This window comes from Candidatus Endomicrobiellum pyrsonymphae (assembly GCF_020328025.1).
Taxonomy (GTDB): domain Bacteria; phylum Elusimicrobiota; class Endomicrobiia; order Endomicrobiales; family Endomicrobiaceae; genus Endomicrobiellum; species Endomicrobiellum pyrsonymphae.
In genome coordinates, this window is record NZ_JAIXMZ010000008.1 from 1 (window position 1) to 20,891 (window position 20,891).

Here is a 20,891-nt window from a genome sequence, read left to right on the forward strand (position 1 = left end):
GAGAGGAGCAGAGAAAGCTGGTAGCAATGTTAGCGACATCACAACAAGAACGTCTGTCCACCCGCTGTGGGAGTACAGACGTTCTTGTTGTGATGTCGCTAACATTGCTACCAGCTTTGTGAGATTTATCTGGCGAGCATGCCGAGAGGAGCAGAGAAAGGCAAACAAACAAGCTTACACATCTTTTTAATTGTAATGTCATCATATTATGTCTTCTTTTTAAGAATAATGTCGTCATACTATTTCTTCTTTTGTTTTTATCTGGTATCAAATATCCAAGATAAAAACAAATTTAGGTAATGCCATCATACTATTTTCTCTTTTGTTTTTATCTATCAGTTTTGATAAATTTAGATTTAGATATTATAGCAAACAAACAAGCTTACACATTTTTTTAATTGTAATGTCATCATATTGTGTCTTCTTTTTAAGAGTAATGTCAGCATACTATTTCCTCTTTTGTTTTTATCTATCGGTTTTGATAGATTTAGATATTAGGGGAATGTGGAATATGTATTGGTTCACGTGAAAATTTTCCTTTTTTATTTTAGCGCTACTTTTCTTGTTTTGCATTTATAAGAAAATCAATTATACCAAATCAAATTTTTTAACAAATCAGCTACAACTTATGTGTGATTGTATCATCTCATCAAATACAACTGTTGTGATTATACCAAATCAAACCTTTTAATAAATCAAGCCACTTAACAAATCAGCTACAACTATGTGTAATTGTATCAAATCTTTTAACAATTGCCAATTTAAAACAGCGCTTTAATTTTCCAAAATGTGTCTTTTATTTAACTCTGTTGTTGACTAGACACAAAGCGCATTCCTGCACAAACATTCTGCACTACTTATTGCTTCCTTTTAAAAAACGTAAGACCCGGAGCGCAAAAACATTTTCATACTTCGGGTTAGATTTGTTTCATCTTCTTTTTTGTTGTATCATCATTAAAAAGTTGCGCTACCTTAACATTTTGATAGACAATTACTATTCATCTATGTATAATATGGCGTAGAGTCTTGTGGAACTTACGATTACGCCACAAGTTTTTAAAAGTGATAGAATAACTATTACGCAATTTAAGAGGAATGCAACGGGTCTAAAACAAGATGCGAAAAGTGTAAAAAATGGAGGATGAACATGCTCAAAAAATTTATTAGCTGGATGAAGACGTTGCCAGATGCAAAACCCATTACAGAGCAAAAACAGATTGCAAAGCAGTACAAGCTATGGCGTATTAAAACGTTTGTTGGAATGTATGTTGGTTACCTATGTTTTTATCTTACACGTAAAAGTTTAACATTTGCAGCTCCATCTATGATGCACGACATTGGAATGACAAAAGATGACTATGGGATCCTTGGCACGACAATGTACATAACTTACGGTATAGGTAAATTTGCAAGTGGTATACTTGCTGACAAATGCAATATTCGTTCTTTTATGGCAGTTGGATTACTTGGAACTTCCATAGTTGCTCTTTGTTTCAGTTTTATTTCATCAATACCATTACTTACTTTCTTGTGGGGAGTCAATGGAGGGGTACAGTCTATGGGATTTCCCCCAACGGCAAAAGGAACCGTCTATTGGTTCTCTCCAAATGAGAGATCTTTCTTTTGGACACTATTTAGTTCTTCTAAAGCAGGAGGCATAGCATTACTAGGCGCAATATCTCCTATCTGTCTACTTTTGGGTTCATGGCGCGCAATTTTTTACGTACCTGGCATACTTGGGATAATGGTTGCTATCAGCATGATTTTTGTTTTAAAAGATAAACCTTCCTCCGTCGGCTTGCCTCCCATCGAAGTTTATCGCAACGACACTACTCTATCGGAAGAAAAACATAGCGAACTTTCAAATTGGCAAGTTCTAAAAAAATATGTCTTTGTAAATCCTTTTGTATGGTATATTGGGCTAGCGGCAATGTTCTTGTACTTTACTCGTTGGGTTGCCCTTGATTGGGGTCATATATTTATGATAGAAAGAGGTCTTCCTGCAGCTCCCGCCGCTGGTCTATTAGCATTCATGCCACTCTTTGGTGTTGTCGGAAGTATTTCAGGCGGATGGTTTGCTGATAAATTTTTTAAAGGACGCGCCGCTCCAATGACTATAATATATTTGGCGTGTCTGACTCTTAGCATATGGGGAATGTACCACTTTATTAATTTAAGAACATCTTCTTGGTTTGTTATAGCTACTTTTCTTGCTTTAGTTGGTTTTTTTGTAGAAGGGGCGCAGAGTTTGGGAGGTGGCGCGTTGCTTGCTCGTGTTACGCTACCGGAATCAATAGGTGCAGCTATAGGTCTTGTTGGAGTGTTTGAATATGCAGGAGCCGCCTGTTCTGGTATGGGCGGAGCGATAATGTCTAAAAGCTTGGGTTGGAGCGGACTTTTTATATTTTGTGGCATATCGTGTATAATAACAATGATTTTTATAGCTCTTACATGTGAAAAAGAAAAGATTGTTGTAGTGTAGTTGCTAGAAATGTTGTGGACATTGAGGCGAATTTATCAAAGGAACATTTGATGGAGTCAATAGATATTTTGGACTATAACATATGACAATAAGATTAAAATAAGACTAATTATGAGCGAAAAAAAATATTATGTATATTCCTTCGGCTGTAAAGTAAACCAATATGAATCGCAACTTATTTCTGAAAAATTTAAAAACGACGGTTTTGAGAGAGCGCAAAAACCTGAGGATGCAAATATTATCATTTTTAATTCGTGCACAGTAACAGCGACTGCAGATAAAGAATGCGAATACTTTTTAAGAAAGGTTTCCAGACTTTCAAACAACCCCAAAATAATACTTACCGGCTGCCTCGCAAAAAATAAAAATATTGATATTCAAAAAATGTTCCAAAATATCGAAATCGTTGAAGATAAAACAAAACTTTTTAATGAATCTCAAAAACAAATAGTTTCTAATTTTGATAAACATTCAAGAGCGTTTTTAAAAATACAAGATGGCTGTAATAGCTTTTGCAGTTATTGTATAGTTCCATACGTTAGGAATGTTCTTTGGAACAAACCTGAAAATGAAGTTCTTTCAGAGATTACAAATTTTATACGCGGCGGATATTCTGAGATAGTTTTAACAGGAATACATGTGGGTAAGTATAGTGGCGGATTATCAGATATCATTGAGAAAATAGTAAAAATTCCTTTTATTTTTAGAATACGGATTTCATCTATAGAGCTAACCGAAATTGATGACAAATTAATAGAGCTAATGTGGACAAATCCTGAAAAGATATGTTGTCATCTGCATATTCCTCTGCAATCAGGTAGCGATGAAATTTTAAAGCAAATGAACAGAAAATATTTAACAAGAGAATTTGAAAAAAAAGTAGATACACTAACGCTCGCATTGCCAGACTTAGCGCTTACTACAGATATCATCATTGGTTTCCCCGGAGAAACCGAAAAACATCACAAAGAAACATGTGATTTTGTCGCAAAAACTCCATTCACAAGATTTCATATTTTTAGATATTCAGACAGACAAGACACAGAAGCTTCGATGTTCGAAAATAAAGTTCCTACAAGCACGATGAAGACTAGATCAAAAGATTTGTTTGAAATAGATTCTAAAAAAAGAAAAGATTTTTTAAATAGATATATAGGAAAAAAAAGAAACGCAGTAAAAATAGGTAAAGACAAAGCTTTAACAGATAACTATATAACCGTTCAAAGACAAAGCGGTCAAATTTATAACGACATTTTTGAAATTGAAATCACAGATACTTCTTATGTTTGACAGTAAGTTTCCTGCATAAATATTTAAATTCTTTGATGAAAGATTGGTTGTCATAAGGCATAATTCCTGCTCTGTCTTTTGCCTAATCAAAACTGTAATTGTAGTGTAATTTATTAAGCTGTAAATCGCCCTCGTATTTTTACAGGACAAAACAAAAGTACCAAAAAGTCTTGCCGCTGAGCTTCATTCGCTTCATATTTTCTAGGCAATTTTAGAACTCGCAAAAAATCTTAGTAGCGCGATATTCTCAAATACAGGATCTTTAGTTATGGGCTACCTCATAATAATCTTTTAAAAAGATATTAGTGTGAAACTTTGTAAATATTTTGACAAAAACTACTGAGATTAACAGTTTTTTAAATGACAAAACAAAATAAAAGATATATAATTGCGTAGGTTAAAATTTATAGAAAGGATAAGAAAATTCGACCTGTCGTTAGAGTATAATCAAATCGCTTTAAATTGTACCAGCGGTGTCTTCGCGAGGAACGAAATGACGAAGCAATTCAGCATCGTCGTTGTCTGGATTGTCAGTCGCAAGTCTCACAATGAGTAGATGGCGTTAAAGGCTAACAGCGCAACTTAAAGCAATTTGATTATATATGGTCGGTTTTTAATAAAACCATGAAAAGAAACGATGTAAGAAATGTTGCTATTATAGCTCACGTAGATCACGGTAAAACGACTATAGTAGATTCATTATTAAAATTTTCCGGTCAATTTAATGTTAAAAATGATGAAGCTCAAGATATGGTGTTAGACTCTAATCCTCTCGAAAGGGAAAGAGGGATAACAATCCTTGCAAAGTGCACGTCTGTAAACTATAAAGGTAATACCATTAACATAGTAGATACTCCCGGTCATGCAGATTTCGGCAGCGAGGTAGAAAGGGTATTGAAAATGGTTGACGGCGCAATTCTTATGGTTGACGCGGTTGAAGGACCTATGCCACAAACTCGTTTTGTTTTAAGAAAAGCCCTAGCGCTTGGATTAAAGCCTATTGTTATTGTAAATAAAATGGACAGATCTAGCGCAACTCCTAGCGCAGTTGTGGACAACGTTTTTGATTTATTTATGAAACTTGGCGCAACTGACGAACAATTTGACTTTCCAATTCTTTACGCGTCAGGACGCGAAGGTTGGGCAAGCACAAAGATGGAGGAGAAAGGCGCTGACATAGAACCTGTTTTTACAACAATTCTATTAAATGTTCCTGCTCCAGAAGCAGATATTGAAAAACCTTTGCAGATGCAAGTAACAATGCTAGATTACAATAACTTTTTGGGGAATGTTGGTATAGGCAGAATTTTAAACGGCATTGTAAAAAAAGGACAGACTATAACACTTGTAAATGATACTAGTATTAATTCTCCAAAAATTACAAAAGCGGTCCGCATAGACAAGTTCTATGGACTATGTAAACAAGAAGTTGAGCAAGCCGAAGCAGGCGATATAGTTTCAATAGCAGGGCTTGAAGGCATTGAGATAGGGGACACAATTTGTAGTACGGAACATATCTTACCATTGCCAAAACTTTCTATAGATGAGCCAACTGTTTCCATGAACTTTCTTGTCAACGACTCTCCTTTTGCAGGACGCGAAGGTAAGTTTTTGTCAAGCAGACACATAAATGCCCGCCTCGAAAAAGAGGCGCAAACAAATGTAGGCTTAAGAGTTGAAACATTAGAAGGTGAAGGAAGATTTAAAGTTTCAGGAAGAGGCGAACTTCACCTAACAATTTTAATTGAAACCATGCGTAGAGAAGGATTTGAGCTTTCAGTTTCTTCGCCTGAAGTCATATATAAAGAAAAAGATGGCAAGATTTACGAACCTATGGAATTTCTTACTTTGGACATAGAAAGCCAATTTCAAGGAGCCGTTTTTGAATTAGCAGGTAAAAGAGCTGCAAAACTCGAAAATATGGTAAGCGAGGGTGAAAATAGAATACGACTTGAATATATAATCCCGTCAAGAGCATTGATAGGTTTCAAAAATGAGTTCCTAACAAATACTCGCGGACAAGGTATTATGCATCATAGTTTCTACGATTACATGCCAAAAGCAGACGTTGCAGATTTAAGAACAAATGGCGTTTTTATAGCAAAAGAGTCGGGAAAAGCTACAGCTTATGCTTTGGATAATTTACAAAAAAGTGGTCAGTTGTTTTTAGATCCCGGCATCGAAGTATATGAGGGAATGATAGTAGGTCAAAATTCTAGAGAAAACGATTTGATAGTAAATCCTTGTAAACTAAAGAAATTGAGCAATATGAGAAGCAAAGGTTCGGATGATGCGCCCATGCTTACGCCTCCAAGACTTATGAATCTTGAACAAGCAATCGAGTATATTTCCCCTGACGAACTTGTAGAAATTACGCCAACTTCAGTACGTTTGAGAAAAAAGATTTTAAATCACTTGCTTAGAAAACGTTCTTCCCAAAATGAAGCTGAAGAACAAAGTTAAAAATATAAAGTGAGCGAATTTTATAAATATAAAATCCTATTTCAGTTTACAATTCGTTTATAACAGCTTCTATTTGCGTTTTATCTTTCATATTTTTTATTAAAACTTTACCGTTTTCAAATTCTGTTTTAGCAAAAACAATCGTTTTGGATGCCTGTATTTTATCTGCATATTTTAATTGATTAGTTAAACTTTTCCCGTTTATAGGACCGAAAACAGAAATATCTTTATTGAAACTTAAACCATTTCTTACAGTTTTTACCGCAAAAGCAAACGCTCCGTTAAAAAGTTCTTGATCGGCAATAGCTATAAAGATTTTTTCAGTATCTTTAAAATTATTAAAAAGCCCGACACTTTGAGCGGCAAGCATCACTCTTTCAGAACCCAAAGCAAATCCCATCGCAGGAGTATCGTGTCCGCCAAGTTCTTTAACAAGATTATCGTATCTTCCACCTGCGGCAAGAGCATCTTGAGAACTGGTAGAATCAGAACGTATTTCAAAAACCGTTCTTGTATAATAATCCAAACCTCGCACAAGCTTCTCGTCAACCGTATAAACGCAATCGACGCTTTTAAGCAAAGACTTTACCGAATTAAAATTATCTTTACAGCCCTCACAAAGGTAGTCTGCCATTTGAGGTACTTCGATAAATTTACCTGCATCTATTTTACAATCTAACAACCTTAAAGGATTATTTTTAAGTCGTCTTTCACAATCGTCGCATAAACCTTGAGCAGAGCTAAAATATTTAATCAATGTTTTTCTAAAAAAAGGTCTGCACTTTTCGCACCCTAAAGAATTTATGTGAACATTGATTTTATCTATGCCTACAGCAGCAAGCAAATCTTGCGCGAGAACAATAACCTCAGCATCTGCAGCAGGAGATGAATTGCCATAATATTCAGCCCCAATTTGATGGAATTGTCTATATCTGCCTGCTTGAGGTCTTTCGTACCTAAACATTTCTCCGGAATAAAAAAACTTTCCTGCGGGATTTGAAATATCCATTCTATGTTCAATACAAGCTCTTACCAAAGAAGCTGTCCCCTCAGGACGCAAGGCAAGTTTGCGACCTTTTCTATCTTCAAAAACATACATCTCTTTCTCTACAATATCTGTCGCCTGCCCTACTGATCTCATAAAAAGGGAGGCATCTTCAAAAATGGGCGTTCTTATTTCTTCAAATCCGTATTTTTTAAAAATCTCTTTGGATTTTTGTTCCAACAAACTCATTCCTAAAGCATTTATCCCAAATATATCATGCGTCCCGCGGGGAGCTCTGTAATTCATTTTTGTAATTCCTTTATTTCTTCTTTAAGCTCTATTTTTTTATTATATTTATCCATACTTATTACTCCGACGGAAATAATAAATTGGAAAGCCTGTTCTACCGTATGATCCGTATATATCACATCTTCTTCTTTAAACAACAACAAAAAACCCGTAGTAGGATTTGGCGTTGTTGGCATAAAAGCGCAGATATAGCTTTCTCCTTTAACGGACTGCCTGCCGGTCAAAAAAGCCACGCTATAAACTTCTCTGTTTGGGTAACGCACAAAAATAACTTGTTTAAAACTTTTTGAACTATCCGTTCCAAATATAAAATTTACAAACTGCCTTGCGGCAGAATGAACTGTACCCAAAATAGGAAGTTTTTCTATAAGCTTTTCTATAAACCCCAAAACGCTTTTCCCAAAAACTCTATTCGTAACGAAACCTAAAATTAATATGCTTAAAATTGAAATAAAAAAACTTGAAATCTTTGCTATAACAATTACCCAGTATTTATCAACAACAAAATAATTAATAACAGGAAAAGCAAAATTACTTATCCATTTGAAAAGAATAGCAACGATAAAGTATGTTAGCCAAAGAGGTATTATAACTACCAAACCAGTAATCAAATACGTCTTAATTAAACCCCCTGATTTTTCTTTCAGACTCTTTTTTTTAACAGATTTTTCTTCATTTTCCATAAACAAACGCCGCCCCAGCTTTTAACAGCTTATTTAATTTTGCATGTGAATCCGACTCCGCATATACCCTTACAACAGGTTCTGTACCTGCAAATCTAAAACCTATCCAATTATTATCGTCTATAATAAATTTATCTCCGTCAATAGTTATATTTTTTTGAATTTTCATACCTGCAACATTTTTTGGAGTTCTGTTTTTTAAAGTATCTCTAAAAGCATCCATAGTTTCAGATGGTAAATAAAAATTAAGCCTTGACGTTACAACTTCTCCAGTAAGTTTTTTAATGTCTCTTAATAAGTCTGCTATAGTTTTTTTGCTCATTGCAACGACTTCCGCCATTAAAAGACATGCTAAAATTCCGTCTTTCTCAGGAATGTGACCTCTTATTGTAAGTCCTCCCGATTCTTCGCCTCCTATGATAAATTTGTCCGGATTATTTACCATAATATCTCCAATATGTTTAAACCCAACCGGAGTTTCCACAACGTCAACACCAATCTTAGCCGCAAGTTTATCTATAAAGTGCGTTGTCATCACGCTTCTTGCAGCAATACCCGTCCAGCCTCTTGTTTTGTTTAAATGATGCAACAAAACGAGTATTACCTGATTTGGAGTAATAAAAGTACCGTCAGAATCTATAATGCCAAATCTATCCGCGTCTCCATCAGTAGAGAAACCAAGCTTATACGATTCTTGTTTAACAAGATGAACAAGCGCAGTTAGATTTTTTTCTGAAGGCTCGGGAGCGCCGCCGCCAAACATTGTATCTCTATTTTTATTTATGGTTACGTTTTGTATTCCTGCGTCATCAAGCAAAGCATCAAGATAATCGCTACCGGTACCATGTAAAACATCAACAGCAATTTTGATTTTCGATTTCTTTAGAGCTTTAAAATTTACAAGCTCTTTTATTTTTTTGATATAAGCCGTACGAGGATTGTGCATTTCTATCAACTTACTTTTTATACCACACTCAAAAGGGACAGATTTTATGTCTTTACTTTGTATTGAAGCGCAATATTTCTCTATTTTTTGCGTTGTCTCCGGAAGAGCTGGACCACCCCATCCCGAAGAATATTTTAGTCCGTTATATTTATAAGAATTATGACTTGCCGTAAAATTAATGCCACCGACAAACTTGGAATGCACAATATCGTAAGCTATGACCGGTGTTGGAGTAGCTCTTTTACAAAGCAACGCCCTTATGCCATTGCCAGCCAAAACTTCAGCTGAGGCTTTTGCAAAATCCTCAGACATAAATCTTGTATCATACCCTACAATCACAGAAGCAGAAGACTTTTTGTATTTTTCATTAATAAGATTTGCTATAGCCTGCGTAACAACGGCGACATTATTGTATGTAAAATCTTCGGCAATAATCCCTCGCCAGCCGGATGTTCCAAATCTAATCATATTTATCTCCTACTCCGGAAATAACAGACACAAGTTGTAAATTTATTTTTGCCATTCTTTTATTTTTTTTCAGCTATAGATTTCAAGTAACTCTAAAGCAGTCGTTTTATCTTTTGCTTCAGCCCAAATAGGAAAAAACATGCTACTATATTAATATTTAAAACACAATGTTTTAATCTCCTTGTAGGAAACGACACAATCTTATTATAAACTCTTTAGATTTCTTTAAATCTTCAGCAACTATATCTCTATTACACTTCTCCCCTCTTTCCTTTAGCCACCCCCCTTATCAAGGAGGAGTACTCATGGAGAAGAACTCGGAGATAAAGAGGAAAACCCATTAGAGCTATTAACAGCGCCGTGCAGTTGTTAGCGACATTTTACATTCTACAATTAATTAATAACAAATTACTATGCCTCTCATTTTTTTAGTAATAAACAACAACGCCGTTGGCTGTTAACTCTTTACATTTAACCTTACCATAAAAAACGCTCTTAAGCGCGCCTATACGCTCCTACCACCGACATCAGACGAATTGGGAATATTGAATGGGACACAACTCAAAAACATAACCTTTCAAAGTGACCATGTTTTTATCCAATCAATTAGTCTTATTTTAGTTTTGCAATGTATTTTTATGGGGTTTTGGACGTTTTTAAGAATATGTTGTGTCCCGTTCAATATCCCCTATGTTATCTTTGAAAATGTTATTTAAACTCTAAAAGTAAAACTTATAGGATGTTTACCTAAAGGCGCTAATTTTGATAATTATAGATGCAAGAGATATGTCGCAACTGCAGAAAATTGGCTTAGCAACAGACCAAGAAAACATCTTGACTGTTTAACGCCTCAAAGATGTTCTTATTCTTATTTCTGCTGTTGCGTGTGCGGTTTGAATTTGCCTTTTATTTTACTTTGTAGTATGTCATTTCATAAGCATTTCACAAATATTTTATCAGTCCCTACAAGTTGTCAAGGGATTATTTAGTAAATTATAAACTAAATAAAGGAAAGTAGTATGAAAACACCAAAAATATTTGTAAATAACGACAGAAGAGTCGTGGTTGCATCTGTTCCTGTGTATTTTTTCAAAATATCAGGAGACAAGTATATTCACGCCCAATGTTCGCCTTTAGGGATAATAACATCGGGTTCAAATTTAGAAAAAGCAAAAGCAATGTTTAAAGAAGCTTTTAGGATATGGCTAGACTATGTAGAAGAAAAGGGAAACATAAGAGATGTTTTGAAAGAATTGGACTGGAAACTTACTCGAACAACGGCTATTCCTAAAGAAAAACCTATTGGCGTTCCAATTGAATTGCTTGCAAGCAGAGTGGTAAATTTAGAAGTACCAACAACTAGGTTAAACTAACATGGGTGGTATTCATACAGTTGGAAGGCACTTTTCAAATTTATATATGATTTTGAAAAATTTATAATACCTCAGGATATTACTATTGTTGGGATAGAAAATCCTGAAAATTTTAGGCGCATTAAAAAACAAAAATATTTATTTGAAAATATACAGTCTTTATTTATAAGTCGCTATCCTAAAAATCAAAGCAAAGATTTTTAATAAAATGCTTACAATCAATTCCAAACAATTATCTACATTTTGGAGACTTTGATTTTACTGGAATTGGAATTTATTTGAATGAATACAAAAAATATCTTACAGACAAAGCTATGTTTTTAATCCCTGAAGATATTGAAAAGTTTATAGCAAATTCTGGAAATACAACATTCTATGATAATCAAAAAGAAACTTTTGATCAAGAAAAAAATCAACGAAAATCAATTAAAAAAATTGATATAACTGATTCACAAACATAAAAAAGGTTTAGAACAGGAAATACTTATTAAAGACTAAATATTATGATTATGCTCGAATACAGCTTTTGACTCAAATCTCAAAAAGGCTTATGCGCGCTGATGGTATTAGTTGGCTACTTAAATTTGATATTAAGATTTTTACTCTGCAACTATTTCTTTTACAGATTCCCCGTACTTGTCCGTCTTCAACGTCTTAATTTTAATTAGTTCAGCCCATTTCTTAAATGCCCTTATAAATACAATAATCATAAGAATCATTACTGTCGTGCCCAAAACACCAAGAAGAATCTGTCCTTTGGCAAAATAACCAAATAAAAAGCTGCCATTAGGGAGGCGTGAACCAAATACCTGAATATAGCCTGCCCACAATGTAATAACTGCCATAAAAATACCGGGAATTGCCGTAGTTAACGCAAGCTTTCCTCGATTCATTCTAAGAAACATCGCTGTGCATATAATTAATGCGCACGAAGCAAGAAGTTGATTACTTATACCAAATAATGGCCATATACTGCCAATATCCCCCGTATAAACTAAGTATCCCCATGTAAATGTAAATATTATTCCCGCAATTATAGGTCCTGCTTTCCATTGTTGATCATTGAATTTGGGAATTACAAATCCAATTAATTCCTGCAAGAAAAAGCGACCCACTCTTGTTCCTGCATCTATAGCTGTAAGAATAAATACGGCCTCAAACATAACAGCAAAGTTATACCAATACGCCATTACTTTATCCATTAAAGGAATTCTGCTAAATATATGGGCCATTCCTACTGCAAGTGATACAGATCCGCCTGGTCTTCCAGCAAGATCTATACCTATTTGTTCATTAAGAAAAAGCAAATCCTTGATAACAAATTCAGGATTCGCCGCGATGAAGGTATCATAGGCGGCTTTTGGCGTATTGATTGCAAAATAATCCCCGGGCATGAGTGTTACAGCCGCTATCAACGCCATTATAGCTACAAATCCTTCCACAAGCATCGCTCCATATCCTATAAAAAGAAGCTCATTTTCGTTGTTAAGCATTTTCGGAGTAGTACCCGTTCCAATAATTGCATGAAAGCCTGAAAGCGCGCCGCAAGCTATAACTATAAAAATAAAAGGAAACACATGTCCAACAATAATAGGTCCTCCTCCAACAACAAACTTAGTAAGAGCCGGCATCTGTATTGTAGGATGAACAAAAATAATCCCTATCGTAAGTAAGGTAATTGTTCCGACTTTTAAATATGTAGAAAGATAATCGCGAGGAACCAATAAGAATCCTACAGGAAGCACTGATGCAAAAAAACCATACAAAGAAATTGCAATGGCAAGAGATTTAGTATCCCACGTAAACAGACTTTGCAATAGAGGAATGCTTGTAATGGTTTTCCCTAAAAGAATTACCAAAATTAATAATCCTACGCCAATAATACTTGCAAGCAAAATTCCAGATTTTTGATTATACTTCATAATTATCCCCATAAGAATAGCTATGGGAATAGTAGAGCAAACCACTAGAAGCGACCACGGAGCATTATACATCGCCCCTATACATACCAAAGATAAACCGGCAAGCGTCATAATTAAAATGAATAAAATTGCAAAAGCTGCAACTACGCCTGTAACTTTATCGATTTCTTTTGTTGCGATTGTTGCCAAGCTTTGCCCTTTGTGCCGTATAGACGCGAAAAGCACCACAAGATCGTGAACAGCTCCTCCAAGTACACAACCAATAAGTATCCATAAGGTTCCCGGTAAGAAACCAAATTGCGCTGCAAGAACTGGACCTGCAAGTGGTCCCGCCGCAGCTATTGCCGCAAAATGATGCCCAAAAAGAACATTCTTGTTTGTTGGCACATAGTCACGTCCATCAACATATTTGTGAGCGGGTGTAATACGAAGAGGGTCAACATGTAAAAGCTTGTTAGCTAAGAAAATACCATAAAAACGATACGCAATTACAAAAAGACACAAGCTGGCAAAAACTATCGTTAATGCATTCATTCCAAAAAGAAAATCCATAAAGTAAAACTCCAATTTTTCATCTCGTATTTTTCAAGACCCCTATTGCAGATAAGCCGCTACTAAGTTTTTTGCATGATCTAAGGCTGTTTTTGTGATTTTTTCTCCAGATATCATTCTTGCTATTTCTTCGATGTGTTCTATTTCGGAAAGAGCTTTAGCTTTTGTATAAGTTCTGGAATTTACTATTTCCTTATAGATTTTTACATGCATTCTCGCAAATGCCGCAACTTGAGCTAAATGCGTTATAGAAAATACCTGCTTCTTCCTTGAAAGTTTCGAAAGTTTTTCACCTATTTTTTCGCTCGCTTTACCGCTTGTTCCGGTATCAATTTCATCAAATATAGTTGTTTGATCCCTCTTCACTTTTGACGACAACTCTATAGCAAGCAAAACTCTTGACAACTCGCCGCCTGAAGCCGTATTCTTCAAGGGAAGAGTCTTTTCCCCCTTATTTGCGCAAAACATAAACTCTATTAAATCGTAGCCATTTGAAGAAGGCAATTTTCTGCTAAACTTAACTTCAAATATAGCATTTTTAATATCTAAATCAAAAAGTTCTTTCTGAACTGTCTTTGCAAAAACCTGCGCCGCTTTTTGTCTTTTTTTATTTATAGTCTCGCAAATTTCAATCAAACATTTTGTTTCTAATTCTAATTCTTCCTTTATTTTCTCAGAATCATCTTTATAATTACACAAAGAATTTAACTCATTGGAGATTTTATTTTTGTATTCAATGATAGACTCTATGGTGTTTCCATATTTCTTCTTTAGTTTTTTAATAAGCTCTGTTCTTTCAAGGGTAGCATCTAGCTTCTCAGGATCCAAGTGTGTTTTTGAAAGAATATTCTCAACTTCTCTACGAGCTTCTTCAGCATGATAGTACGACAGCTCTATTAAAGACATCGCCTCGGAACCGTCTGCTCCGTAGGAATTTATTATTTCAATATTTTTCTTTGCTTTCAAAATGCCGTCTAAAGCCGCATTTTCTGAAGAATACAATATTTCAACAACTTCCTGCGCCAAAGCGGTAATTTTTTCCGCATTTTTTAGTTTTGGCAATTCGGTTTCGAGTCTTTCGTCCTCGTCGAGTTCAAGATTAGCATCTTCGATTTCTTTTACTTGAAAAGAATATAAATCAATTCTTCTTTCTCTATCAGAATCGGACAAATTCATCGCTTCAATTTTGGTCTGTAGATTTTTAACTTTCGTATGCAAAACTGCCGAAGTTGCAAGCAATGGCTTAATATCCAATATTTCATTGTCCAAAATTTCAAGTTGCGAATCTAAATTAAGCAGTGAATGTTTTTTATCTTGCCCATGAAAATCTATAAGCAATTCTCCAAGACCAGCAAGAACTGAGATACTTACCTGAGAATCGTTTATAAAAGCTTTACTTTTCCCTGATTTTTCAATAGTCCTACGTATTAAAATGGTATTATTATCTGAAAAAATAGAAAAGTTATTTAAAAAATCAGTAATTTTAGAATTTTTATATTCAAAAGATGCCGTAATGGTGCATACAGAACACCCTGAGCGTATGTACGATATATCAGCTCTGGTGCCGGTAAGCAATTCTATCGATTCTATTAATATGGATTTACCGGATCCAGTTTCGCCCGAAATAACAGTAAATCCATCTGAAAAATCAACGCTTAAATCTTCGATTAAAGCATAATTTTTTATGGAAAGCGCAGTCAACATTAAACGCTCCAGTGCAATTTTGTCTTTAAGGTTTCAAAATATGACCTACTGCAATTTTTAATAAGCTTAAGAGATTTTTTATAAGTAGAAAATTTTATCTTTGCTCCATTAGGAAGCGTATAATTTTCCTGTCCATCTATAGATACCATAATTTTCCCGTTGCTGTATTTGTTTTTTGCAACAAAAGAAATACTACTTTTGCTCGGAAGTATCATAGGCCTTTGCGTTAATGTATGAGGAGAAATAGGAGTGAGAATAAAAACCGGGAGATTAGGATATACTATAGGTCCAGAAGCTGCAAGAGAATATGCTGTTGAACCGGTAGGAGTAGCAATAATCATTCCATCGCACTTATATTCAGCAGTAAAGTTTTTATCTATATCTACATCAACAGTAATAAGCTTACCACCCGACAACGAACGTACAACACAATCGTTTACGGCTACTGTCTTTAATTTTTTACCTTTATACTCAAACTCTACCAAAAGCAAAATTCTTTTTTCAATTTTAAAACCGGAAGATAAAATATTTTTTAAAAGAATCAAAACTTCATCTGTATCCACGTCTGTCAAAAAACCAAGAGAACCAAGATTGATGCCTTTTACAGGCACTGATAACGGCGAAAATGTTCTTATAATTTTTAGCATTGTCCCATCGCCGCCAACAGATAAAACAAAATCAAATTTTTTTGCTTTTGCGGACATAGAACCGCTTACAAACACTTTGCACTTATTTTGCTTAAGCCACAAAGCAATCCTCAATGCAAGTTTTTTTGCATTAGCTTTTGATTTATTGTAAATAATACCCACGCTGTAATTCACAACTTTATTATATATAAAAAACAACATTTTTCTCAAATAAATTTACAATTTATGCAGGCAAAACGCATGAAGATATAATTATTAACTATCGTCACAGTTGTTTCACGTCAGATGTTGTCATCGCAGTCGAGCTACACTCGCTATCCATTTCTGTGAAGGGAGGGGCAATCCCGGAAGCATTGACGAGGTATTATACCTTTTTTCAAGGACTTCTTACACTACTTTTTTCGGTGAGTTTTTCAGTGGGTTGATGAGAGGGTGACAGGCGCAGTTTAGCTGGGTATGAGATGGCGACAGTTTATCCAAAAATGTCTTTATCGAGAAGTGTATGTGAGGTTAGGAGTTACATCGCATCATAAAATATTTTATTTTTAGTATCATAATAAAAAGATGTAACATCTTCAAATTCAAATTCAATGTTATCAATATAAAGTTTTTTGACAGGAATATCAACGAGAATAATTTTATCGTTAAAATCTAATTTCAAATCTGTCTTATTTGAAATTTCAACTGCATGAATACTAAAATTTGCTAAATCCGAAAATAATTTTTCTTTATCGAAACCCACCACCAATATATCGGCATTTTTTATACCTGAAAAAGATATAAATTGTTTAAATGACTCAATATAATATTTGTCATAATATTTGCCTGTGTTTGAGAGTAAAAAAATATTTTTATTGTTATCTTTTATATGCAAAGTAATTATATTGTTTTTTTGATATACATTAAAAAATATTTTATTTTGATTGTACATAACAGGGCAAATAACGTATAGAAAATTTAATAATAAAATAATAGCTGAAATAATAAATCTTTTTTTACCCCTAAACATTAACATGGAACTCAAGAAAATAAAAAATAATATAAGCTGTAAAATTGTAGGTTTTTGTATAATTACAGTGACATATTTAAGACCCCCTAGCGTTGTTGTTACTAATAAAACAAAATTTAAAATGATAGAAAGAACATCTGAACACAATATCGCCGCATATTGAAATAGAAAAGTTAAGAAGTAAAAAAATACGCCCATATAAAGAATAGTACCTACAAGCGGAACTACTATTATATTTGTAACAAAAGAAATTATTGAAATTTTTCCAAAATAGTACATACACATAGGTATCAAAAGAATTTGAGCCGAAATTGTAACGGATAACACACCGCAGAAAAAACGAAGTATTTTATTTTTTACTTCTTTAAACAAATTAAAAATATTATTATAAAAACAAATAATTCCTATCGTAGCTCCGTATGACATTTGAAACGATGCTGTAAATAATTGCTGTGGCTGAAAAATAAGTATACTCAACGCAGACAATGCAAGTGAATTATATATCAAAGGCTCTCTATCTAAAGCTAAAGAAAAAAATATACATGCAAACATTACTGCAGATCTTAACGCCGGCGGGTTCGCTCCGGTTGCAAAAACATAAAAAAATACAAAAGGCACGCTTAGTAGAGAAGCTTTTTTTAAAGAAAGACCTGTTAATTTTAAAACAAAAAGAGCTATTGCGCCTATAAACCATACATGCAAACCGCTTACCACTAAAATATGCATTACGCCTGAATCTGAAAAAGTGTTTTTAGTATCATGCGTTAAAGAACTTTTATCTCCTATAAGGAGAGATTTTAAAATATCTGAACAAGGTCTTTGAAAGAAGGCATCAATTTTATTTATCATATCTTGCTGAAATTTAAAAGCAAAATTTTTAATTATGTTAGGGTTAGATTCAATATATTCAAAAGAAGAAATATCTAAAATAGTATATATTTCGTTTCTTGCTAAATATTTTTGATAGTCGAACACTAAAGGAAATGCTGATGAGAAAGGTTTTTTTAATTTTCCTTCAATACTAATTATATCACCGTAAGATATGGAATATCCGGCAGGCGAATTTACAATAATTTTTTCGTTTAAAATATTGCCATTTACAGTATTTGTTTTAAGTATAAATCTTTTGCGGTTTTTTACAGACTCCGGTGCAGAAATAATTTTACCTTTAACAGAAATAATAACATTGTCTTCAGCCAAATCATAAAGACGGCTTCGCTTTTCGTATGCAAAACATCCGAAGACATCTAATAAAACCAATAGAAAAGCATAAATAACAAAAACTGTTATAACGGACCTTTTATGTAATACTTTTATTATGGAATTCATAAATTATTTGTCATCATCTTATGTAGTTTGCGGTTGTCGCATTGTAGCAAAAAATGATATAATCCGAATACATATTTAAGGTATGAAGAATACAAAATTTTCAGACTATCTGCGTATTGCAAGATTTGATCATTGGATAAAACAAAGCAATTGTCTGTTTTCCCGGGGGTAGTATTTGCATGGTTTCTCATAGACAACACAAGAACGAATGTTGGCATTTTAAACATTTTTTTATGTTTCTTATCAACAAGTCTTATTGCTTCTGCAAATTATATAATCAACAAATATTTTGCCGCGGATTATGATAAATTCCATCCTGAAAAGAAAAACAGATCTGTATTTTCAAAAAACTTAAAGACAAAATACATAATATATGTTTTTGATTCTGAAAAACACAAACATAATGTGCCTTAGACCGAACATAAAAAGAATAGAATATATAAAAAGAGTTTTAAACATAAACAAATGTTAATCCTGCAGGTATTTGCAAATGTTATAGTCGCGTATTATTATTTAAACAATCAGGGAAAAGCAAATTATTACTTTGATGCATTAGGAAGATTATCCATTGCAAATCCTCAGGATTATATAAAAAAGATTTAAGACCTATCTCAAGAACAAAAGGCAAAAGGACTTGCTGCGTAGCAAACGGACAATGAGCATGAAAAATAAAAATATATCCTCAATAAGCGAGTTTGGACTAATAGACATAATCAAAAAACAGTTCGCAACTGCAAAAAATAATAAAAACATTATCGTCGGCATAGGAGACGACAGTTTCTGTTTTAAATCGGGTAAAAATAATATTTGCATTACGAAAGATATGTTAATTGAAGATGTACATTTTAAAAAAGATTGGATAACTCCACAAAATCTTGGTGAAAAAGCTATTGAAGTAAATGTAAGCGATATAGCCGCCATGGGCAACGTTAAACCTGAATATGCGCTTATAGGATTAGGTCTTCCGCCAAAAACATCAGAAATATTTGTTAAAAATTTATCTAATGGTTTTAAGAAAGCTTGCGATAAATACAGAATAACAGTAGTAGGCGGAGATACTGCAAAATCTGATAAAATTACAATATCTGTTACCGTTGTTGGTTTGTGCAAAGAGAAAGTAATTAAAAGAAATGGCGCAAACGAGGGAGATATAATCGGCGTAACAAATACTTTTGGCGATGCGGGAGCCGGAGTTACGCTTTTGTACAAATATGGAGCAAAACACAAATATAATAAAGATGAATATTTTTTGATTTCAAAACAAAATAATCCTAAAGCAAGACTTAGAGAAGCGCGAAAAATTTCAAAATATTTAACTTCTTTAACAGATGCTTCCGACGGATTATATATTTCTGTTGATTTACTGACAAAAGATTCCGATAAAGGCGCAGATATCTATATGGATACTATTCCTATTTCATCTAGTTTAAAAAAAGTTTTTAAAGAAGATAAAAAACAATTGAACTTCGCATTATTTGGCGCGGAGGATTACGAACTTGTTTTCACTACACCAAAATCAAAATCAAAACTTTTAAAAAAATTAGTTCCTGAGATTTCTTATATAGGAAGAATAAATTCATCGAAAAAGGTAGAATATTTTTATAATGGCAAAAAGCAAAAAATTAAATACGCAGGGTTTCAACACTTTTAAAAATAATGCTTTTATTACTAAAACCTCTGAAGAAACAAGGGCTTTGGGTAAGCAGTTTGCGTCCGTATTAAAAAGTGGCGATATTATTTTTTTAAAAGGCGATTTGGGAAGTGGCAAGACAACTTTTGCGCAAGGTGTTGTGAGAGCTTTTGGCAATAAAGGTTTTGCAAAAAGTTCAAGTTTTATGCTTGTAAACGAATACGATGCAGCCGATTTAAAGCTTTTTCATTTAGATTTGTACAGACTCCAACCATCAACCGTATGGAGTATAGGTATAGAAGAATATATTTATAGTGAAAATATTTCGCTTATAGAATGGGCGGATAAATTGATAGGAGCTGAAAATGATAACCAATGGAGTGTTGAAATTGAAAATACGGGTTCTGAAAGAAAAATAAAAATAGAGAAGAAAAAATGAAAATTTTAGCGGTAGAAACTTCAGGAAAAACATTCAGCATAGCTTTAAGTGAAAATGAGAAAATTATCGCGTCATTTTACTACGATTGCGGACATATTCATTCTGAAATGATTATTCCTGCAGTAGAACGATTACTAAAAGACACAGGGAACTCTTTTGAAAATATAGATAAATTTGCAGTATCTGTAGGTCCCGGAAGTTTCACAGGGATTAGGGTTGGAATGACTGCGGTAAAAACATTTGCGCAAATATTAAACAAATCTATTACTGCTATCGATACTTTGTCAATTTTAGAAAAATCTTTTGTTGAAATAAAAGGAATAAAAACAATCGCTGCTATTGATGCTCTAAGAAACGAGGTTTATGTTAAAGATGGCAAAGAAATAATTATTAAAAACATAGATTTGTTTATAAAAGATCTAAAAAAGTATAAAAACAAAATACTTATTATAGGGAATGCTGCAATAACCTACAAAGAAAAATTTAGCAAAGGACTAGGTAAATACAGCGTATCTCTGCCATATAATATGCACATACCACAATCTCAAACACTTGCCACAATAGCTTACAACAACGAAAAAAGCGCCAGCTACGAAGAAGTACAACCTTTATATATCAGACGTACTTGGGCAGAAGAAACAAAAAAGAAATAATTATTAT

Annotated in this window: 18 protein-coding genes; 10 read left to right on the plus strand and 8 right to left on the minus strand. The window is 33.7% G+C overall.

Going from position 1 to position 20,891, the window contains the following annotated elements; genetic code table 11:
* On the minus strand, positions 1-238 hold a 238-nt coding region (locus LE180_RS01515; protein WP_374133730.1), incomplete at its 3' end, for a hypothetical protein.
* A gap of 909 nt (positions 239-1,147) precedes the next feature.
* Between LE180_RS01515 and LE180_RS01520 the strand changes: the two genes are divergently transcribed.
* From LE180_RS01520 to typA, 3 genes are all read left to right on the plus strand, one after another.
* Positions 1,148-2,482 carry an MFS transporter gene (locus LE180_RS01520; protein WP_374133731.1) on the plus strand — a complete coding sequence of 445 codons (1,335 nt, stop codon included), beginning with the start codon at positions 1,148-1,150 and terminating at the stop codon, positions 2,480-2,482.
* A gap of 111 nt (positions 2,483-2,593) precedes the next feature.
* On the plus strand, positions 2,594-3,772 hold the full coding sequence (locus tag LE180_RS01525; RefSeq protein ID WP_374133732.1) for a MiaB/RimO family radical SAM methylthiotransferase: 1,179 nt from the start codon (positions 2,594-2,596) through the stop codon (positions 3,770-3,772).
* 624 nt (positions 3,773-4,396) lie between these two features.
* The gene (gene typA / locus LE180_RS01530; protein ID WP_374133733.1) at positions 4,397-6,235 is read left to right on the plus strand and encodes a translational GTPase TypA; all 1,839 of its coding nucleotides are present in this window, start codon (positions 4,397-4,399) and stop codon (positions 6,233-6,235) included.
* Positions 6,236-6,281: 46 nt separating this feature from the next.
* Here typA and hisS read toward each other — a convergent pair whose 3' ends face one another.
* The 3 genes from hisS to LE180_RS01545 are packed head-to-tail and all read right to left on the minus strand — an operon-like array spanning position 6,282 to position 9,626.
* The gene (hisS, locus tag LE180_RS01535) at positions 6,282-7,526 is read right to left on the minus strand and encodes a histidine--tRNA ligase (protein ID WP_374133734.1); all 1,245 of its coding nucleotides are present in this window, start codon (positions 7,524-7,526) and stop codon (positions 6,282-6,284) included.
* On the minus strand, positions 7,523-8,212 hold the full coding sequence (locus LE180_RS01540) for a DUF502 domain-containing protein (RefSeq protein WP_374133735.1): 690 nt from the start codon (positions 8,210-8,212) through the stop codon (positions 7,523-7,525). Before LE180_RS01540 ends, hisS begins: the two co-directional genes overlap by 4 nt.
* Positions 8,202-9,626, minus strand: a complete 1,425-nt coding sequence (locus tag LE180_RS01545; RefSeq protein WP_374133736.1) for a phosphoglucomutase/phosphomannomutase family protein — start codon at positions 9,624-9,626, stop codon at positions 8,202-8,204. The genes LE180_RS01540 and LE180_RS01545 overlap by 11 nt, the downstream gene beginning before the upstream one ends.
* A 1,019-nt stretch (positions 9,627-10,645) precedes the next feature.
* Here LE180_RS01545 and LE180_RS01550 point away from each other — a divergent pair.
* Positions 10,646-10,999 carry a type II toxin-antitoxin system HicB family antitoxin gene (locus tag LE180_RS01550; RefSeq protein ID WP_374133737.1) on the plus strand — a complete coding sequence of 118 codons (354 nt, stop codon included), beginning with the start codon at positions 10,646-10,648 and terminating at the stop codon, positions 10,997-10,999.
* A gap of 278 nt (positions 11,000-11,277) precedes the next feature.
* Entirely contained in the window at positions 11,278-11,460 is a 183-nt protein-coding gene (locus LE180_RS01555) for a hypothetical protein (RefSeq protein ID WP_374133738.1), read from the plus strand.
* 138 nt (positions 11,461-11,598) lie between these two features.
* Here the strand turns inward: LE180_RS01555 and LE180_RS01560 are convergent, their stop codons facing one another.
* The 4 genes from LE180_RS01560 to LE180_RS01575 all read right to left on the minus strand — a co-directional run bounded on the left by LE180_RS01560 (position 11,599) and on the right by LE180_RS01575 (position 18,162).
* Positions 11,599-13,473: a carbon starvation protein A gene (locus tag LE180_RS01560; protein WP_374133739.1), complete on the minus strand. Its 1,875-nt coding sequence runs from the start codon at positions 13,471-13,473 to the stop codon at positions 11,599-11,601.
* Positions 13,474-13,515: 42 nt separating this feature from the next.
* Complete coding sequence (gene recN, locus LE180_RS01565; RefSeq protein WP_374133740.1) at positions 13,516-15,177, minus strand: DNA repair protein RecN; 1,662 nt, start codon at positions 15,175-15,177, stop codon at positions 13,516-13,518.
* On the minus strand, positions 15,177-16,025 hold the full coding sequence (locus tag LE180_RS01570; protein ID WP_374133741.1) for an NAD(+)/NADH kinase: 849 nt from the start codon (positions 16,023-16,025) through the stop codon (positions 15,177-15,179). Before LE180_RS01570 ends, recN begins: the two co-directional genes overlap by 1 nt.
* A gap of 316 nt (positions 16,026-16,341) precedes the next feature.
* Positions 16,342-18,162, minus strand: coding sequence for a ComEC/Rec2 family competence protein (locus tag LE180_RS01575; RefSeq protein WP_374133742.1), 1,821 nt, complete (start codon positions 18,160-18,162; stop codon positions 16,342-16,344).
* A 132-nt stretch (positions 18,163-18,294) separates the two neighbouring features.
* Here LE180_RS01575 and LE180_RS01580 point away from each other — a divergent pair, with 132 nt between their 5' ends.
* The 5 genes from LE180_RS01580 to tsaB are packed head-to-tail and all read left to right on the plus strand — an operon-like array spanning position 18,295 to position 20,884.
* Positions 18,295-18,576 (plus strand): hypothetical protein, encoded by a 282-nt coding sequence (locus LE180_RS01580; protein WP_374133743.1) that lies wholly within the window; start codon positions 18,295-18,297, stop codon positions 18,574-18,576.
* A 51-nt stretch (positions 18,577-18,627) separates the two neighbouring features.
* A complete protein-coding gene (locus LE180_RS01585; protein ID WP_374133744.1) occupies positions 18,628-18,765 on the plus strand; it encodes a hypothetical protein in 138 nt (45 codons plus the stop codon).
* Positions 18,766-18,823: 58 nt separating this feature from the next.
* Positions 18,824-19,813, plus strand: a complete 990-nt coding sequence (gene thiL, locus LE180_RS01590) for a thiamine-phosphate kinase (RefSeq protein WP_374133745.1) — start codon at positions 18,824-18,826, stop codon at positions 19,811-19,813.
* A complete protein-coding gene (gene tsaE, locus LE180_RS01595; RefSeq protein WP_374133746.1) occupies positions 19,767-20,231 on the plus strand; it encodes a tRNA (adenosine(37)-N6)-threonylcarbamoyltransferase complex ATPase subunit type 1 TsaE in 465 nt (154 codons plus the stop codon). The genes thiL and tsaE overlap by 47 nt, the downstream gene beginning before the upstream one ends.
* Positions 20,228-20,884 (plus strand): tRNA (adenosine(37)-N6)-threonylcarbamoyltransferase complex dimerization subunit type 1 TsaB, encoded by a 657-nt coding sequence (gene tsaB, locus LE180_RS01600; RefSeq protein ID WP_374133747.1) that lies wholly within the window; start codon positions 20,228-20,230, stop codon positions 20,882-20,884. Before tsaE ends, tsaB begins: the two co-directional genes overlap by 4 nt.
* Positions 20,885-20,891: the final 7 nt, after the last annotated feature.

Coding starts and splice junctions, on each gene's coding strand:
- LE180_RS01545 (WP_374133736.1), bottom strand. CDS start 9,626: ATGATTAGATTTGGAACATCCGGCTGGCGAGGGATTATTGCCGAAGAT.
- LE180_RS01585 (WP_374133744.1), top strand. CDS start 18,628: ATGTTAATCCTGCAGGTATTTGCAAATGTTATAGTCGCGTATTATTAT.
- tsaE (WP_374133746.1), top strand. CDS start 19,767: ATGGCAAAAAGCAAAAAATTAAATACGCAGGGTTTCAACACTTTTAAA.
- LE180_RS01525 (WP_374133732.1), top strand. CDS start 2,594: ATGAGCGAAAAAAAATATTATGTATATTCCTTCGGCTGTAAAGTAAAC.
- LE180_RS01560 (WP_374133739.1), bottom strand. CDS start 13,473: ATGGATTTTCTTTTTGGAATGAATGCATTAACGATAGTTTTTGCCAGC.
- recN (WP_374133740.1), bottom strand. CDS start 15,177: ATGTTGACTGCGCTTTCCATAAAAAATTATGCTTTAATCGAAGATTTA.
- LE180_RS01575 (WP_374133742.1), bottom strand. CDS start 18,162: ATGAATTCCATAATAAAAGTATTACATAAAAGGTCCGTTATAACAGTT.
- LE180_RS01540 (WP_374133735.1), bottom strand. CDS start 8,212: ATGGAAAATGAAGAAAAATCTGTTAAAAAAAAGAGTCTGAAAGAAAAA.
- tsaB (WP_374133747.1), top strand. CDS start 20,228: ATGAAAATTTTAGCGGTAGAAACTTCAGGAAAAACATTCAGCATAGCT.
- typA (WP_374133733.1), top strand. CDS start 4,397: ATGAAAAGAAACGATGTAAGAAATGTTGCTATTATAGCTCACGTAGAT.
- LE180_RS01520 (WP_374133731.1), top strand. CDS start 1,148: ATGCTCAAAAAATTTATTAGCTGGATGAAGACGTTGCCAGATGCAAAA.
- LE180_RS01570 (WP_374133741.1), bottom strand. CDS start 16,025: ATGTTGTTTTTTATATATAATAAAGTTGTGAATTACAGCGTGGGTATT.
- hisS (WP_374133734.1), bottom strand. CDS start 7,526: ATGAATTACAGAGCTCCCCGCGGGACGCATGATATATTTGGGATAAAT.
- thiL (WP_374133745.1), top strand. CDS start 18,824: ATGAAAAATAAAAATATATCCTCAATAAGCGAGTTTGGACTAATAGAC.
- LE180_RS01550 (WP_374133737.1), top strand. CDS start 10,646: ATGAAAACACCAAAAATATTTGTAAATAACGACAGAAGAGTCGTGGTT.